The sequence below is a fragment of the Bacteroidota bacterium genome, from assembly GCA_016720935.1.
Classification (GTDB): Bacteria; Bacteroidota; Bacteroidia; order AKYH767-A; family 2013-40CM-41-45; genus JADKJP01.
Genome location: JADKJP010000007.1, coordinates 474,159 through 492,262 on the forward strand (window position 1 = coordinate 474,159; position 18,104 = coordinate 492,262).

General features: G+C 45.3%; 5 protein-coding genes. 2 read left to right on the forward strand and 3 right to left on the reverse strand.

The window, feature by feature from the left end; translation table 11 throughout:
• The first annotated feature begins 217 nt into the window (after positions 1–217).
• Together IPP86_16240 and IPP86_16245 are read left to right on the forward strand one after the other, a co-directional pair.
• Positions 218–13,444, forward strand: a complete 13,227-nt coding sequence (locus IPP86_16240) for a gliding motility-associated C-terminal domain-containing protein (GenBank protein MBL0140049.1) — start codon at positions 218–220, stop codon at positions 13,442–13,444.
• 244 nt (positions 13,445–13,688) lie between these two features.
• Complete coding sequence (locus IPP86_16245) at positions 13,689–15,131, forward strand: DUF3300 domain-containing protein (GenBank protein ID MBL0140050.1); 1,443 nt, start codon at positions 13,689–13,691, stop codon at positions 15,129–15,131.
• A gap of 200 nt (positions 15,132–15,331) precedes the next feature.
• Here the strand turns inward: IPP86_16245 and IPP86_16250 are convergent, their stop codons facing one another.
• Genes IPP86_16250 through IPP86_16260 form a run of 3 tightly spaced genes read right to left on the reverse strand, consistent with a single transcriptional unit; the run spans position 15,332 to position 18,048 of the window.
• On the reverse strand, positions 15,332–16,132 hold the full coding sequence (locus tag IPP86_16250) for a glycoside hydrolase family 16 protein (GenBank protein MBL0140051.1): 801 nt from the start codon (positions 16,130–16,132) through the stop codon (positions 15,332–15,334).
• Positions 16,110–17,540: a glycosyltransferase family 39 protein gene (locus IPP86_16255; protein MBL0140052.1), complete on the reverse strand. Its 1,431-nt coding sequence runs from the start codon at positions 17,538–17,540 to the stop codon at positions 16,110–16,112. The genes IPP86_16250 and IPP86_16255 overlap by 23 nt, the downstream gene beginning before the upstream one ends.
• Positions 17,527–18,048, reverse strand: coding sequence for a hypothetical protein (locus IPP86_16260; protein MBL0140053.1), 522 nt, complete (start codon positions 18,046–18,048; stop codon positions 17,527–17,529). Before IPP86_16260 ends, IPP86_16255 begins: the two co-directional genes overlap by 14 nt.
• Positions 18,049–18,104 lie beyond the last annotated feature (56 nt).

The following is an 18,104-nucleotide window of genomic DNA, read 5'->3' on the forward strand; positions in this document are numbered from 1 at the left end:
TCGTTTTTTCTTAAATTTCGTTGATAAATCCCTGATACACTGCAAACAACACTATTTCAGGGAAAAATAATGTTCAAAACTCAATTCAATCCTGATTGGTATTCATGAATCCTACAAAATTCAAAGGAATCTATTTGCTTTATTTAAGAATGCAAATAGCCTTTGGATCCCCTTTAAAAGCTATATGAAATCAATTCTTTAAATCTAATTCTCAAGCATGATCAAACAACTACTTGTCCTCACCACGTTAATTGTTTGCCTGTCAGGCGTTGGCTTTGCCCAAACCTATAACATGGGAAATTCCAATGTTTCAACTTGTTCTGGTACATTTTACGATAGTGGTGGAAACAATGGGCAGTACGCAAACAATGAAACCAGTGTTATGACATTTTGTTCAAGCACTTCCGGTCAATGTGTTCGGTTAACTTTTACATCATTTGACACTGAATCCCTGTTTGATGAAATGGTCATTTACAATGGCCCAAACACAACTTCTCCGATTATTGGAACCTATAGCGGAACTACAAATCCCGGAGTTGTTACAGGCACCAGTGGTTGTCTTACAATTGAATTTATTTCTGATGGAACGATCAAAGGTGCCGGATGGTCTGCGACTGTAAGTTGCGTTGCTTGTGGCGGTGGTCCTTGTGGTTCTGTATGTAACGGAGGACCAGCTCCCGCTAATGATGCTTGCAGTGGTGCTCAAAACCTTGGATTGCTGCCAATACCGTCTGCTTGTCCAACCGGAATCGGCAATCCACTTAGTCTGAATACGACCAATCTTTGCGCTACTGCAGAAACGCCTTATACTTCGATGTTGGGTTGTCAACCTGCAGGTAACATGGCTAGTCCGGCTGCAGATGTGTGGTATTCATTCTCGATCACAGGTCCAACGTTGATTGTGAATATTGCCGGCCTTCAGACACCAGAGGTTGGATTGTATTCCGGCAGCGGATGTAACAATCTGGTACCACGTGGATGCGGAATCGGAGCCAATGGTTCATTGAATACCACCTTTGGAAGTTTACAGCCCGGTCAGTATTTTTTACAAGTAAGTGGCGGGTCACTCAATGATCAGTGTAATTTCACTCTGACCCTCCAAAATAATTTTGATTGTTCGGGTTGCGTGATCCAAAGTAACCTCACGGTAAATCCACCTCCTGTGAATGGAACTTATCAGGCGGGACAGACAGTTAATTTCTGTTATTCCATTACAGACTATAACCAGACTTCAAGTAACTGGCTACATTCAGTTATTCCATCATTTGGAGCAGGTTGGGTGTTGAATTCCGTTACTGCAACACCGGCAACAACTTGCAATGCGAGTTTAACACCAGGTACATGGAGTTGGTACAATAATACATTTACGAGTACAGCTACCGGGCTTACAGTTGGACCGGGCTTCTTCTTTGAAACCTCTGCCGGAAGCATTTCAGGAGTTGCTGATAATAATCCCGGGAACAACTTCGGTGATTATAATCCGGCAAACCAATGTGACTGGACCTTCTGTTGGTCGGTTACGACATTGCCACCGAATCAATGTATCCCCGGAGCAAGTTTGAATATTGCAATTGACACTTATGGCGATGGTGAAACAGGATCATGGACATCTTATGCTTGCAGTGGAGACCCGATCATTCAATTCTTTGCTCAACTTGCCTGTTGTACTCCACCACAAATCACCAATACACCAATCCTGTGTCCAGGTGGAACTGCTACAGCCACAGCAACCGGACAGGGAATTGCACCCTGGAATTATATCTGGAGAAACGGTGGAGGAACAATTATCCAAACGGCAAATAACGTCAACGGATCAAATACGATTAACAATCTTGCTGCAGGAACATACACTGTGACCGTGACCGATGATGCAGGATGTACAGCTTCAGAATCCATTACTATTGCTCCCCCTACTGCAGTTACTGCAAATGGTACCGTAATAAACCCATCCTGTAGCGGAGCGAATACAGGTTCAATTACTGCAGCAGGCGCGGGTGGTACCGGTCCATATTCCTATGCATGGAATCCAAATGTAGGATCCGGCGCCACAGTCAACAATGTTGCACCCGGGAATTACACTGTGACAGTAACAGATGCTAACGGATGTACAGGTACACATGTATTTACTGTCACACAACCAACGCCAGTGACGGCAACAGCAACTCCAACGAATGTAAGTTGTTTTGGTGGTGCTAACGGATCTGCTGTCGCCAATCCGTCAGGTGGATCAGGTGTTTATACTTATTCATGGGCACCAACCGGAGGCAGCGCTGCGACTGCCAGCAATCTGGCACCGGGAACATATACTGTGACTGTCACCGACAATACCAATTGTACAGGCACAGCAACTGTAACCATTACCGCGCCGACTCAAGTTACAGCTACTATTCCGAACCATACCAATGTAACCTGCGCGGGTGGAACTAATGGTTCTGCTACTGCGACAGCAGGTGGCGGTACTCCGGGATACACTTATTCATGGGCTCCTTCCGGAGGAAATGCTGCGACTGCTAACAATCTCGCGGCAGGAAATTATACTGTCACGGTTACTGATTCAAGAGGATGTACAATGACAGCGAATATTGCCATTACGCAACCAACTCCGGTTGTTCCGAGTTTACTCAACCAGAGTAATGTTTCCTGTAATGGAGGAAATAATGGTTCTGTGAGTGCAAGTGCAAACGGAGGTTCTCCGGGATATACATATTCCTGGGCACCTTCAGGAGGAAACTCCAGCACCGCGTCAAATTTAGGCGCAGGCAATTTCACGGTAACAGTAACAGATGCGAATGGCTGTACAGCAACAACAGTAGCCACTATTACACAACCACCAGCACTGACCGGCAACGTTGTACCTGCACCTGCAAGTTGTAACGGAGTCATCGATGGAACTGCTTCAATCACCGCCGGTGGAGGAACAGGCCCTTACACTTACAACTGGCTTCCTACAGGTGGAACCGCTTCATCAGCTACCGGCCTCGCTGCAGGAACTTATACTGTCACCATTACGGATGCGAATGGATGCACTCGATCATCATCGGCGAACGTCACGGAACCTTCCGCGATTACCTATACATCCGCTTCCACTCTTGCAAATTGCGGCGCGAGCGATGGAACTGCTTCTGTAAATCCATCCGGAGGAACAGGACCTTATTCCTACCAGTGGTCTCCGTCCGGAGGTAATGCGGCGAATGCAAGCAATCTCGCTGCAGGCGCATATTCAGTAACCATTACTGACGCACATGGATGTACCACACTGGCTGCAGTTTCTGTTTCGAATGTTGCCGGCCCTGTAGCTGCCATCTCTGCTTCCACTGATGTAACATGCAATGGTGGAGCGAATGGAACTGCAACTGCAACCACCAATGGAGGTACAGGTCCTTTCACTTATTCCTGGACACCTTCCGGTGGTTCAGGTCTGACCGCTACCGGTCTGTCAGCCGGCAACTATGCAATTACAGTGACAGATGCACTCGGTTGTAATGCATCCGCAAATATCACTATCAATGAACCAACCCCGGTCACTGCAGCAATATCTTCTTCTGTAGATGTTCTTTGCGCTGGTGGAACAACCGGTTCTGCTACAGTACTTGCCGGAGGAGGAACTCCCAGCTATTCTTACACTTGGGCACCATCAGGCGGCTCCGGTGCAACAGCAAATAATCTTGGAGCCGGAAATTATACAGTGACTGTCACAGATGCTGCCGGCTGTACATCTACAACTGCTGTCACTTTGATTCAACCTCCAACTATGACAGCCAGCGTTACACCAACGGATATAACATGCAATGGAGCTGCGAATGGTTCTGCGAGTGTTACTCCCGGAGGCGGTACTGGTCCTTATACATACAACTGGGCTCCTTCCGGAGGAAATGGATCCTCTGCTAGCAGTCTTAATGCCGGGAACTATACAGTGACAGTAACGGATGCAAATGGATGTACTATTTCCAATTCAGCTACAATCACAGAGCCAACTGTTCTTGCAGCAACTGCAACACCTGTTGACATTGTTTGCAATGGTGCCGCGAATGGATCAGTTACTGCCAATCCGAATGGCGGAACAGCATCGTATACCTATGCATGGTCTCCTTCCGGAGGTAATACTGCAACAGCTAGTAATTTAGGCCCGGGAAGTTATACTGTCACAATAACAGACGCGAATCTTTGTACAACTTCTGTGACTGCAGCGGTTGCTGAACCGCCAGCAATGACGGCATCAATGGGAACTCCTGTGGATGTGCTTTGTAATGGTGGGTCAACCGGAAGTGCCACTGTTACTGCAGGTGGCGGATCAACTCCCTATACCTATAGCTGGGCACCTTCCGGTGGAAACAGCAACACGGCCTCAAATCTTTCCGCAGGAAATTATACTGTTTCGATTACAGATGTAAATGGATGTACCGCAACTGCAGCTGTGACCATTTATGAACCTACTCCGGTAGTCACAGCAATTACTGCTTCAACAAATGTCACTTGCAACGGAGCCGCTGATGGAACAGCAACTGTGAATGGCAATGGTGGAACCGGAGCACTGATTTATAACTGGACACCTTCCGGAGGAAGCAGCACAGTTGCAACCGGACTTTCTGGAGGAAACTATACTGTTACCGCCACTGATGCCAATGGATGTACAGCTTCTACTACAGTCAATATTACTGAACCTCCCGCTATCGTTGTGAACACTTCATCAACGACTGATTTGTGTGGAGCATCCAATGGAACAGCAACTGTAAATGCGAACGGAGGAATTGCTCCTTTAACATATAACTGGACACCAACAGGAGGTAGTGCAGCGACGGCAACCGGATTAACTGGTGGGGCTTACACCATCGAAGTGACGGATGCCAATGGTTGTATCGCACGTGCCAATGTGAATGTTGCCAGCGCCCCATCCCCTATCGCAACAGCATCTGTTTCGGCAAATGTAATTTGCAATGGTGGAACAAATGGCTCAGCATCTGTTTCAATTTCGCAGGGAACTGCACCGATTTCCATTTCCTGGTCACCTTCTGGCGGATCAGCAGCAGCAGCAAACAACCTTTCTGCAGGATATTACACAGTAACGGTTACCGACGCGAATGGTTGTACAAGCAGTGACAATGTCACCATTGCCGAACCTCCGGTCATCACGTTGAATGCTACCTATGCAGATTTGCTTTGCAACGGAGCAGCGAATGGAACAGCACATGTTTCAGCAAGCGGAGGAACACCAAACTTTACATTCAACTGGTCACCTTCAGGAGGAACTGATTCGATTGCAAACAATCTTGCAGGAGGCGCATATACAGTAACTGTAACCGACGTCAACGGTTGTACAGAAACAACCACTGTTAATCTTGCTGAACCTTCTGCATTAACAGCAACACCTTCTTCAACTGACATCACCTGTTTTGGTGCCGCAAATGGAACTGCTTCTGTGAACGCGGGTGGTGGTACACCAACTTACACATATGCATGGGCACCTTCAGGGGGAAATGCCAACTCCGCCAGTGGTTTGTCCGCCGCGACATATACTGTCACCATTACGGATCTCAATGGATGTACTACTACCACAACAGCAATTATTGCTGAACCGGCAGTAGTGACAGCAGTGCTTGCCGGTAGTACCAATGTAAGTTGCAATGGAGCCGCTGATGGAACCGCATCGGTTACAGCAGGCGGTGGAATTCCCGGCTACACTTATTCATGGGCTCCTTCAGGAGGAAATGCATCAAATGCAAGTGCACTCGGTGCAGGAACTTATACTGTAACTGTGACTGATGCGAATGGATGCACTAATACGACGACTGCTGTTATCACCGAACCAACCTTACTGACAAGTGCGGTTACTGCTACAACCAATGTATCCTGTAATGGTCTTGCAGATGGTTCCGGAACTGTGGCAGGAAACGGTGGCACAGTAAACTATACTTATTCATGGGCTCCATCCGGTGGAAACGCGGCAAGTGCAAGCAGTCTGAGTGCAGGCAATTATACAGTTACAGTCACAGATGCAAATGGTTGTACGACTACTACTCCCGTTTCTATCACCGAACCTACACTCCTTACTTCTTCTATACCTGCGTCGACAAATATTTTATGTAATGGTGGAAATGACGGATCTGCGTCAGTCACCGCTAATGGCGGTACAACAGGATACACCTATTCCTGGGCACCGGCAGGTGGCAGCGCTACGAATGCGGCAAACCTGACTGCGGGAACTTACACGGTTACTGTGACGGATGCCAACGGTTGCACCAGTACTTCTACCGTTGCACTCACGGAGCCTCCTGTGATCACTCTTCAAATGAATGCCACTCCTTCTCTTTGCGGAAATTCAAATGGCTCGGCGGATGTAGTTGCAGGCGGCGGAACTTCTCCGTTTACTTATAACTGGTCACCTGGTGGAGGATCTGCTTCACAAGCAAGCAATCTTGCCGCCGGTACATATACAGTTACCGTTACAGACGCAAATAACTGTACATTGACTAATACAACTACAGTCGCGAACATCATTGGACCTACAGCGACCGCGAGTGTAAACGCAGATGTAACCTGTAATGGTGGGAATAATGGTTCCGCAACCGTCAGCTTACTGAATGGTACTGCTCCATTCTCTTATACCTGGACCCCTACAGGAGGTAATGCCGTAAATGCCGCTAACCTTGCTGCCGGAACATATACAGTGAATGTGACTGATGCGAATGGTTGTACTTCTTCTGATCAGATCACAATCGTTGAGCCTCCTGTTCTTACAGCCGCATCAAATGTTTCTCCTGCTCTTTGTAATGGCAATTCTGATGGAAGTGCCGGTGTTGTAGCAGGCGGAGGTACTACTCCTTACTCTTACAACTGGACTCCATCCGGTGGATCCGGAGCAAACGCTTCCAATCTTGCAGCAGGAACTTATACCGTTACCATTACTGATGGCAATGGTTGTACTCAAACAGCAACTGCTGTTGTAAGTGAACCTGCAGTACTGAGCGCAAATCTTTCCGCAAATCCTGCTCTTTGTAATGGAAGCAGTGATGGAACCGCAACGGTTGTTCCGGCTGGTGGAACATCAGGATATTCATATAGCTGGTTCCCATCCGGAGGATCAGCGGCCAATGCAAGTAATCTTGCAGCGGGAACTTATTCTGTCACTGTTACCGATGCCAATGGTTGTACAACTACTGGTTCTGTGAATGTAACTGAACCCACAGCGATTGCTTTGCAAACATCAACAACACCTTCCACTTGTGGCACTTCGAACGGAACAGCAACTGTCGTTGCCAATGGTGGTTCAACACCTTACTCTTATTCCTGGTCACCTGCCGGAGGTTCAGCAGCGAATGCTTCGAATTTACCTGCAGGCGCATTTAACGTAACTGTAACGGATGCGAACGGTTGTTCGCAAACCGCTGTTGCAAACGTATCAAACACAGGCGGACCAACTGTCGCAGCGAATCTGATGCAGGATGTATCCTGTACCGGTGGAAATGATGGATCAGCCAATGTGAATGTTGCTAATGGTACTGCACCATTTACTTATCAATGGTCACCAAGCGGAGGAAATGGTGCTACAGCTTCAAATTTGTCTGCAGGAAATTATACTGTGGATGTAACCGATGCGAACGGATGTATTTCTTCTGATAATGTTACGATCAATGAACCCGGTCCTATCGCGGCACAAGCAAGTGCTACACCTACATTGTGTAATGGTTCATCAGACGGAGGAGCTTCTGTCAACGTTGCAGGAGGTACAGCACCTTATTCCTACTCCTGGTCACCTGCAGGTGGTGCAGCCGCTACTGCAACTAATCTTTCAGCCGGAAATTATACTGTGACGATCACAGACGCGAACGGTTGTACAAAAACAGCAGCTACAAATGTTGCTCAACCTGTTGTCCTTACATTGGGCATGAATGTCGTTCCTGCAGCCTGTAACGGTTCAGCAGACGGTTCAGCTACAGTTACTCCTAATGGAGGAACCAGTGGTTATACATACAGTTGGTTCCCATCCGGTGGTGCTGCAGCTACAGCTGCGAATCTAGCGGCAGGAACATATACCGTAAGTGTTACTGACGCAAATGGTTGTACTTCTTCTTCTACAGCAAACATACAGGAACCTGCAGCAATTGCTTTACAAACTTCTTCCACTCCTGCTTCCTGCGGATCTACTAATGGATCTGCCAGTGTCGTTGCGAATGGTGGTTCAGCGCCTTATTCATACTCATGGTCACCCGGAGGTGCAAATACTGCGACGGCTTCCAACATTTCAGCCGGTGCTTATACGGTTACAGTAACTGATGCAAACGGTTGTTCCAATTCTTCAGTAGTTAACGTTTCGAATACAGGTGGACCAACCATCGCCGCAAGTGTTACACAGGATGTAAGCTGCAATGGTGGAGCTAATGGTACTGCAACCGTGAATGTCGCCAATGGTACAGCTCCATTCACTTACAGCTGGTCGCCTTCCGGTGGCAGTGGAGCGAATGCAAGCAATCTTTCAGCAGGACCTTATACAGTTACAGTTCATGATGCAAATGGTTGTGTTTCCACGGATAATATTTCGGTCTCTGAGCCTTCTCCGTTGAACGCTCTTACTGCGACTATTCCTTCAACGTGTTCTGGTAGTGCTTCTGGTAGTGCTTCTGTAAATGTCGCCGGTGGAACAACACCTTACGCCTATGCATGGACTCCATCCGGTGGAGCAGCATCAACCGCAAACGGACTTGCAGCCGGAAATTATACTGTCACCATTACAGACGCGAATGGATGTACAAGAAGCGCTTCAGCTACGGTTGGACAGCCATCCGTACTTACACTTGCAACTCAACCTGCAAACACCAGTTGTAATGGATCTACAGACGGATCAGCAACTGCAAATCCGAATGGTGGAACACCGGGTTATTCTTACAGCTGGTTCCCGGCAGGCGGTTCCGGTGCAACCGCGAACAATCTCGCGATCGGAACATACACTGTGACTGTTACCGATGCAAACGGTTGTACAGCCAGTCAAACGGCATTGATACAACAGCCTTCAGCAATTGCTCTTCAAACATCCTCAACACCTGCTACCTGTGGATCATTCAATGGTACTGCGACAGTAGTTGCAAATGGAGGATCATCACCTTACTCCTATTCCTGGTCGCCGAGCAATGCGAATACCGCTACAGCAAGTGGACTGGCAGCTGCTGCTTATACGGTTACTGTGACAGACGCAAACGGTTGTTCAAATACCGCGATCGCCAACGTATCCAACACAGGGGGACCCTCAATCGCAGCAAGTGTAACACAACAAGTTTCTTGTAACGGAGGTTCAAGTGGCGCTGCAAGTGTGAACGTGAGCAGCGGTACTGCACCATATACTTATAATTGGTCACCATATGGCGGTACAGCTTCTTCCGCTACCGGATTATCAGCAGGAACATATTCTGTGATTGTACACGATGCGAACGGTTGTATTTCTACAGATAACGTAACAATTACTGAACCTTCCGCTATCGCGGCCCAGTCGAATTCAACGGATGCATTGTGCTTCGGTGCTTCAACGGGTGGTGCCTCGGTGAATGCTGCAGGAGGTACATCTCCTTATACCTACACCTGGACTCCATCAGGAGGTAATGCCGCAACAGCAAATGGACTGGCTGCAGGAACCTACACTGTAACAGTGACAGATGCAAACAATTGTACAACTACCAGTTCAGCAATTGTGGGACAACCTGCAAGACTTACTCTCGCACTGAATGCAGTACCTACCAGTTGTAATGGTGGTTCCGACGGTTCGATTTCCGTGAACACCAATGGAGGCACTGCAGGATTCTCTTATATTTGGTTCCCTTCAGGCGGTTCCGCTGCTACAGCAACCAACCTTGCAATTGGCACCTATAGTGTAACTGTTACAGATGCTAACGGATGTACCGCATCTCAATCATCAACAATTACTCAACCTGCGGCGATGGCATTGCAAACAGCAACCAATCCTGCGAATTGCGGATCATCGAATGGTTCCGCTTCAGTTGTCGCGAATGGAGGATCTTCGCCTTATTCATATTCCTGGTCACCGGGATCATCATCCGGTGCCTCAGCAACAAATATTCCTGCCGGAGCATATGTGGTAACAGTTACTGATGCAAACGGATGTACCGCGACTGCTTCAGCGAATGTGACGAATATCGGCGGGCCAAGTATTTCTGCCAGTGTAGCTCAACATGTGGGTTGCTTCGGAGGAAGCAATGGTTCCGGAACTGTGAACGTATCTACGGGAACTGCTCCTTATACTTATCTCTGGTCACCTTCCGGTGGTAATGCAGCAACCGCGAATAATCTTAGTGCAGGATCTTACACCATCACTGTTCATGACGCGAACGGTTGCGTATCAACAGATCAGATCACCATTACAGAACCTACAGCGCTTGCAGTACAAACTCATGCAAATGATGCACTTTGTGCAGGTTCCGCTACAGGTTCCGCAGGAGTCAATGCGGCCGGTGGAACAACACCGTATGCTTATGCATGGACTCCTTCAGGTGGCGCCGGAATGACTGCTAACAATCTCAGCGCAGGAACATATACAGTGACCGTTACGGATGACAATGGTTGTACCCTTACCGGTACTAGTACAGTTGGTCAGCCCGCAGCGATGAACTTATCGATGTCACATCAGAACGCGACTTGTCATGGTGCCAGTGATGGTACCGCGACGATCACAGCTTCCGGTGGAGCTTCCGGATTTTCTTATGCATGGTTCCCTGCAGGTGGTTCAGGATCCGCGGCGACAAATCTTGGAGCCGGAAATTATCAGGTGACTGTAACTGACGCGAACGGTTGTACCCGTTCGTCTTCTGTAACCATTACAGAGCCGGCGGCAATGAATCTGCAAACCAGTTCGACTCCTGCAACTTGCGGATCATCGAATGGTTCCGCATCGGTTGTTGCTGCAGGTGGTTCCGCACCATATTCCTACTCATGGACTCCCGGAGGTGGAAGTACTCCTACTCTTTCCAATATCTCAGCCGGCGCGTATACGACTACAATTACCGATGCCAATGGTTGTACCTCTTCCGCAACTGTTGTTGTCAACAACACAGGAGGGCCAAATGTTACACTGGCATCTTCAACCGATGTTTCCTGTTCTGGTGCCGCGAATGGAAGTGCCGGCATCAACACATCAGGAGGTACTGCACCTTACACTTATGCATGGTCACCATCCGGTGGAAATGCTTCGACTGCCAACGGACTCTCCGGAGGAAATTATACCGTAACTGTAACTGATGCGAGCGGTTGTCTGAATGTTGTGAATGTGACTATCGCTGAACCAACGGCTATTATATTGCAAACATCTTCTACAGGAACACCGTGTGGAGGCGCAACCGGAACAACCACAGTAATTGTTGCCGGAGGTTCCGCACCATACACGTATGCCTGGACTCCGGGAGGAAGTAACAGCGCGACAGCAAACAATTTGTCAGCAGGAAGCTATTCAGTTACTGTTACTGACAGTCATTCCTGTACCAGCACAGCTTCTGCTGTTGTGCCAAGCATTGGTGGAGCTACTGCTTCCTTGTTAAGCTCAACAGATGTTTCCTGCAATGGATTATCGAACGGTTCGGCTACGGTTGTCACAAGTGGTGGAACAGCTCCATTCGCTTATACCTGGTCTCCTTCCGGAGGCAGTGCTGCTACCGCATCAAATCTGAGCGCAAATACCTATACGGTTACCGTTACAGATGCAAATGGTTGTGGTGCTGATGTGATTGTAGTGATCAACGAACCGGATGCCGTGAATATCAGCATGAGTATGACTCCTGCAGCATGTAACGGAGGAACGAATGGAACCGCCACAGCAACTGCTTCCGGTGGAACACCACCATACCAATATCAATGGACACCGGGCGGAAGTACCAATGCTACTGCCAATAATCTTTCTATTGGTCATTACAGCGTGGTTGTTACCGATTCACGCGGATGCGCAGAGGTAAATGAGATTGATGTATTGTCAGCCTCCGGAATCATTTTAACTCCGGCTGCTCTTGGGGTTTCCTGTAACGGAATGTCAGATGGTACCGCTTCCGTTATTTCAAACGGTGGTACTCCGCCTTATACTTATGCATGGTCACCGACAGGTGGTACTTTGGCGAATGCAAGCGGACTCCCGGGTGGAAATTACACAGTTACAGTTACAGATGCCAATGGTTGTACAACAACAGCAACTGCTACCGTTGACGAACCTACAGCGATTTCACTGGCTGTCACAGGTGATGCGACACTTTGCAGCGGACAATCAGCTTTGCTGGAAGCAACAGTGAGTGGTGGAACAGGTCCGTATACTTACAACTGGAGCAGTGGTCCGAATGCACCAACCCAAACTGTTAACCCGACTGTTCCTACGAATTACACGGTTAGCATCACTGATGCAAACGGATGTACAACAGGAGTTGAAAGTGTAACCGTGGATATTTATCCGGCTTTATCAGTTGCCGCGCTTGGCAACAATGTCCTGTGTGGCGGCACACCAACCAATATCAGTGCGCAAGCAGCCGGTGGTGATGGTAATTACACTTATACCTGGAACAATGGATTAATCCTTGGTTCTTCTGCCACCGTTATCCCGGATCACGATTCTACGTTCACAGTTACTGTTACGGATGGTTGTGGTTCTCCTGCCGTACAAGATCAGGTGGTGCTCACTGTTTCCCCTGCTCCTGCTGTAGATTTTACACCTCAGGAAATCATCGGTTGTACTCCTGTTCATGTAGACTTTAGCAACCAAACTATTGCACCGACCGGATCAACTTATAACTGGAACTTCGGTGATAATAGTACCGGCAGTGATCTGAATCCTTCACATGATTATACCATCGCTGGCACATATAATGTAAGTCTTGAAGTAACCTCACCGGATGGATGTACAGGTTCTCTCGTGATTCCGCAATTAGTCACTGTTGAAGCTTATCCACAGGCTGAATTCAGTCAGTCTGCCGAAAATGTTACACTCACCAGTTCATCCATTTCCTTTACAAACATGAGTGCCGGTGGCACTGAATATGCCTGGGATTTTGGAGACGGAAGTTCCATCAACAATGAACCGAATCCATCGCACACTTACGAAGACACCGGAACCTTTGTTGTACAACTGATCGTGATCAATTCACTTGGATGCACGGATACCATTTATGGTGTTGTAAAAGTTACTGAAGACTTCGCGATTTACATCCCAAATGCCTTCACACCAAACAATGATAATGTGAACGATGGTTTCATCGCTACCGGTATCGGATTTGCTGATTACGATATGTGGATTCTTGACCGCTGGGGATTAAAAATCTTCCATTCAAAAGACAAAACACAACCGTGGGACGGAACCTATTATGAAAATGGCAATCAGGCACAAAGCGATGTCTACGAATACGTGATTCGCGTGCATGATTACGAGGGTAAATTGCACCGGTTTATCGGGCATGTGACGTTGGTGCGATAGTTTTTTGATTGATGATTGATGATTGATGATTGATGATTGATGATTGATGATTGATGATTGATGATTGATGATTTTAAAATTATGCTGGATTGATCATAATAAAAAATATATTTTCTGACAAAAGCCGAAGAAAATTCTTCGGCTTTTGTTTTTGTCATTTTATGGCTACAATTCAAATGTTAAGATATGATTGGTATCATTTGAATTAGAGTGGATTTACCGAACTTTGTAAAAATTTTCAGCCATGAAACGCAAGGGATTTGTATTCGCTTTCTTTCTTCAGATAATTTATTTCTCTCTGAGCGCACAGGATGTGCAACAGAGAATCCAAACATTATTCAGGGAAGACAGCACGGATATTCAAACGATAGCAGTGTATCCCACTGATACACGCGCAAAACTATTACAGGCATCCACTCATCCGGATGCTTTGGCAAGAATCAGCGACGCGAATAAAAAATCGAATGAACAATTTAAAAAACTCATTGAAACTTATTCGCGGGAAGACCAGCAAAAAATCTGGAACCTGACACGATTTGATGGACTCATTTCCAAGATGGCTTCTATCACCCCTCCTGCAGGTGAAAAGCTGGAAGAAATTCTGATGTCTTTTCCTGAAGAATCAAAAGCGGATGCAAGGTATGTCGGTTCCAAATACCCTACTCTGCCTGCTGATCTTGACAATCAACAAAATTCATTTTCAGCAGAGTTTGAATCGATTTTAAAAAATTATGCAGGGAACGATCAGGAAGCATTTCGAACTTTATTGCAACAGCCGGAAGCATTGGCTGTTTTAAACGACAACATGAACATGACTGTTCGTTTGGGTGATTTGTACAAAGAGGATCCAAGTACGGTAACAAAAGAAATGGATGGGCTCTCACTTGAATTGGCCGCGCAGAAAGCCAGGGACACCGAAGAGTGGAAACAGACTGTACAAAATGATCCGGATGCAAAAAAAGAACTTGAATCCGCGACAAAAGATTACGCGAAGGAGAATGGCTATAATGACAATGACCTGAGCAATGTGGATGTTCGCATCGTAGAAAGACCCGTGTTTTATCCTTATCCATACTGGAGTGGTTATCCCTACTGGTATGATGTTCCGATGTGGTATCCTTATCCATATTGGTATCATAGCGGATTTTATTTCTGGAATGGTGATATCGTCATCATCGGACAACCATCATGGTATTTCATGCATTGGCATTTTCACCATCATCATTATTTCTACGACTATCCTCATTTGAGTACTGTTTATGTAAATTATTATCACGGACCAAGACGATCCGCGGTGCGTAATTCAAGAGAAGTAAATGTTTGGGTAAATGAAAACCGATCCAATTTACCCAGAGACTTCTTTGTAAAAGATAAAAACCAGCCTGAACGGATCCGTGAATTTGGAAAACAGGCTCCACGAAAAAATGATCAGCAGGAAATGAAGCCGGTTGTCCAGCCTCCGCGCAACAAACAAAACGACATTTCTCCTCCCAAACAAGCCAAACCACCGAGAGAAGTCGCTCCATCAACTCCAAGAGAACCGAAACAGGTGACACCACGTAATGTTACTCCTTCCAAACCCGCACCATCAAAAGATAAAATTTCACCTCCTGTTTCACGACCGGAATCTAAACCACGGAATGTGAAACCGGCTCCTGCTCCGCCCAAGCCGGTGAAGAGGAAGTAGTTTTTAGTGGTTGGTGGTTAGTGCTTAGTGGTTGGTGCTTGGTGGTTGGTGCTTGGTGGTTGGTGCTTAGTGGTTGGTGCTTAGTGGTTGGTGCTTAGTGGTTGGTGCTTAGTGGTTGGTGCTTAGTGATTGGTGATTGGTGATTGGTGATTGGTGATTTTTGAAATATTACATGGTAGAGATGTAAAATTTCCTTTGAATTATTTTCGCTTATATGCTTTGATATAGTCGATTTCAAAATAAGCAGGGAAAATTGTACTTGAATTTGCAAAACCGGAATATGACCCTCCGACACCGAAGGTAGCTAGGAGATACATTCTTTCCTGTGGTATACCTACCTTAGAACTGAAAACTCTTTTACCATCAAGATACCATGTGATTTCCTTTGGATCCCACTCAATGCCGTAAGTATGAAAGTCCGAAGAGAAATCTGGCCCGGGATATGTAAACGCATTTTGTTTGTGAGCGCCTTGATCATCACTGAAATGATTGGTCATGTGCAACAGATTTGGTTCTCTTCCCAGAATTTCAAAAACATCAATTTCAGGTGGCCATCCTGAATAAGCCATCATCCAGAATGCCGGCCAGAATCCAATACCCTTCGGTATTTTCGCCTTCATTTCAAAATATCCATATTGTTGTGCAAACGCATCCCGTGATTGGATCATACCGGATGTGATGTAAAATTGTTTTGGAAGGCTGTGGAAATTCTCATCATACACCATTCCAATAACTGTATCACGTTTGGCTTCAATCTTTAAGACTCCTTTTTCAATTCTAAATGCAGAATCAATCCATAACTCCTGATTGTCGCCATTATATGCTTGCCCCCAAGGGACATTTGTTTTCCAAACATCTCTATTAAGAATAGGTCCTGAAAAATCGTCCACAAAAGTCAAGTCCCAGATCCTGTCTTCCAAAGGAGAATTTTTATTACAGGAGTTCAAAAACAATAATAACAGAAATAAAAGAAGAAATTTAATTTTTTCTGTATAAAACATAATTTTTCAAATCTGTTTCGATTTCATAATAACCTTCAGGTACAAGAGTCGAACACTCCTTACTTCTGATCATGATTTTTTGTTCATTGGAAGGCTCAAGAGTAACAGTTAAGTAACGCATTAAATATGCATGCAAATCCCAGTCTGCCATCAATTCAGGACAAATACTTACGGTTGATTTTTGGGAAATGAAATTTCTTGCGACACTTACCAGTTGGAGTTTATCCTTGTGTCTTCCCTCGCTTCCAAATTGTAGTGTGGAAAAAATCAAGACAGCTGCAAATAACAAATAAGCGAAGCGATTAATATAATTTGATTTTTGCTTCATAAAATCTGAATTCGAAAACAACAATTCCAAACGCTCTACAATGAAAACTGAAAAGGCTAATGCAAAATATGGTAGAGCAGGTACCAGATAATATCCGCTTTGTTTCGGACTAATCAGAATGGGAATTGATCCACAAAGAGCTAGAAGCAAAAAGAATTTGCCAAATGAAATTAATTTTGGCGAAGCTTGAAATACTAATTTTCTTTTAAGGGAAACGAAATACACAATACTGCTGAATATTAGGACCGGTATCAATTCGCCGAATAAGCGCAAAATAATATAGAACCGATTGCTATTTGCTTCCCTGGATCCGGATAGACTTTGAATCAATTGATGATCCCGGTAGTTTTTTAATGTTTCCAAAATCTGTGGCTCAATTGCACTCATGATCAATAATAAAAAAACAGGAGTGCAAACGATAACTAATGTTTGTATTAACATCGAATTTACATTTCTGTTTCTGAAAGAGAACCAAATAAGAAAAGGAATAGCCAGTGGAAAAAGACCCACAGGACCTTTAGATAAAAAAGCAAAAAGGATACACATGCCTGCTCCTGCTGTATATAAAAATCTATACTTTGGAAATTCAATTACTCTCAAAAGAAGGATGACTGACAAACAATCAAATATTCCCATAGTATTTTCCAGCATATTATTGGAATAGGACCAACTAACTACAGGGATGATTATCCATAATAACATTGGCAACCACGAGAATTTACTCAGTTTATCTTGACCTTTGAATATGAACTTCCATAATTGAATTATTAAAATAGCCTGAACAATTGCCGTAAGCAACGAATATAAACGATCAACAAATAAATGATCACCAAAAATTCGGAAGAATATGGATTGCAAACCTATGGCCAATGGAAGTTGATCATAAAATGGAAAAGAAAAAGCCTTTGTGTAATGCAAGGTCCAGAATCCACCATCACCAAAAGCCAGGTTCCTGGCCATGGAGCTATTTACAAGTCCATCCAGGAACATTCCATCCTTCACCAGACTCGGCAGAAGCAAGGCACTAAAAATTGCCCATGCAAGCAGCACCAAAGAGTTATTTACTTTACCTGAAATCATATCTCAAACCAATCACAAATAAACTGGAACTTTCACTTTTAGAAAAAATATTTCCGCTTGAATAACTCCAGGACAATGTCTTGTTCTCCGCAATATCTGTTGATGTATTGTAATTGTAAAATTGAACACCAAAACCCAAGCTGTTTTCCAGAGATAGATTTCTATAAAGCCTGATTTTTAATGTATAGCCTATATAATTATCCAGAGCATGCCATTCACTCTTAAAGGAAGTTGAATAAAACTGACCAGGACTCCATTCCATAAATTCATCATAATGAGTTTTCTGAAAAGTATAGGCTAGACTGTACCGTACTCCGAATGATAATTTCTCAGAATAAGAAAACGGACAATACTCGTAATGCCCTGAAATACCTCGAAAGGTTTTCGTTTTTTGATCTGAAAAAAAACTTAAAACCGGACCAATACCAAGTGTATGTCGTGTTTTTTCCACCAAAAACTCTGGTACAAATGTTACACCATCATTAAATTCTAATTCGGCTTTGTTCAAGCATGAAATTTCAAAGCCCAAAACATATCGCGTTGGATGTATTTTTGATGTGGATA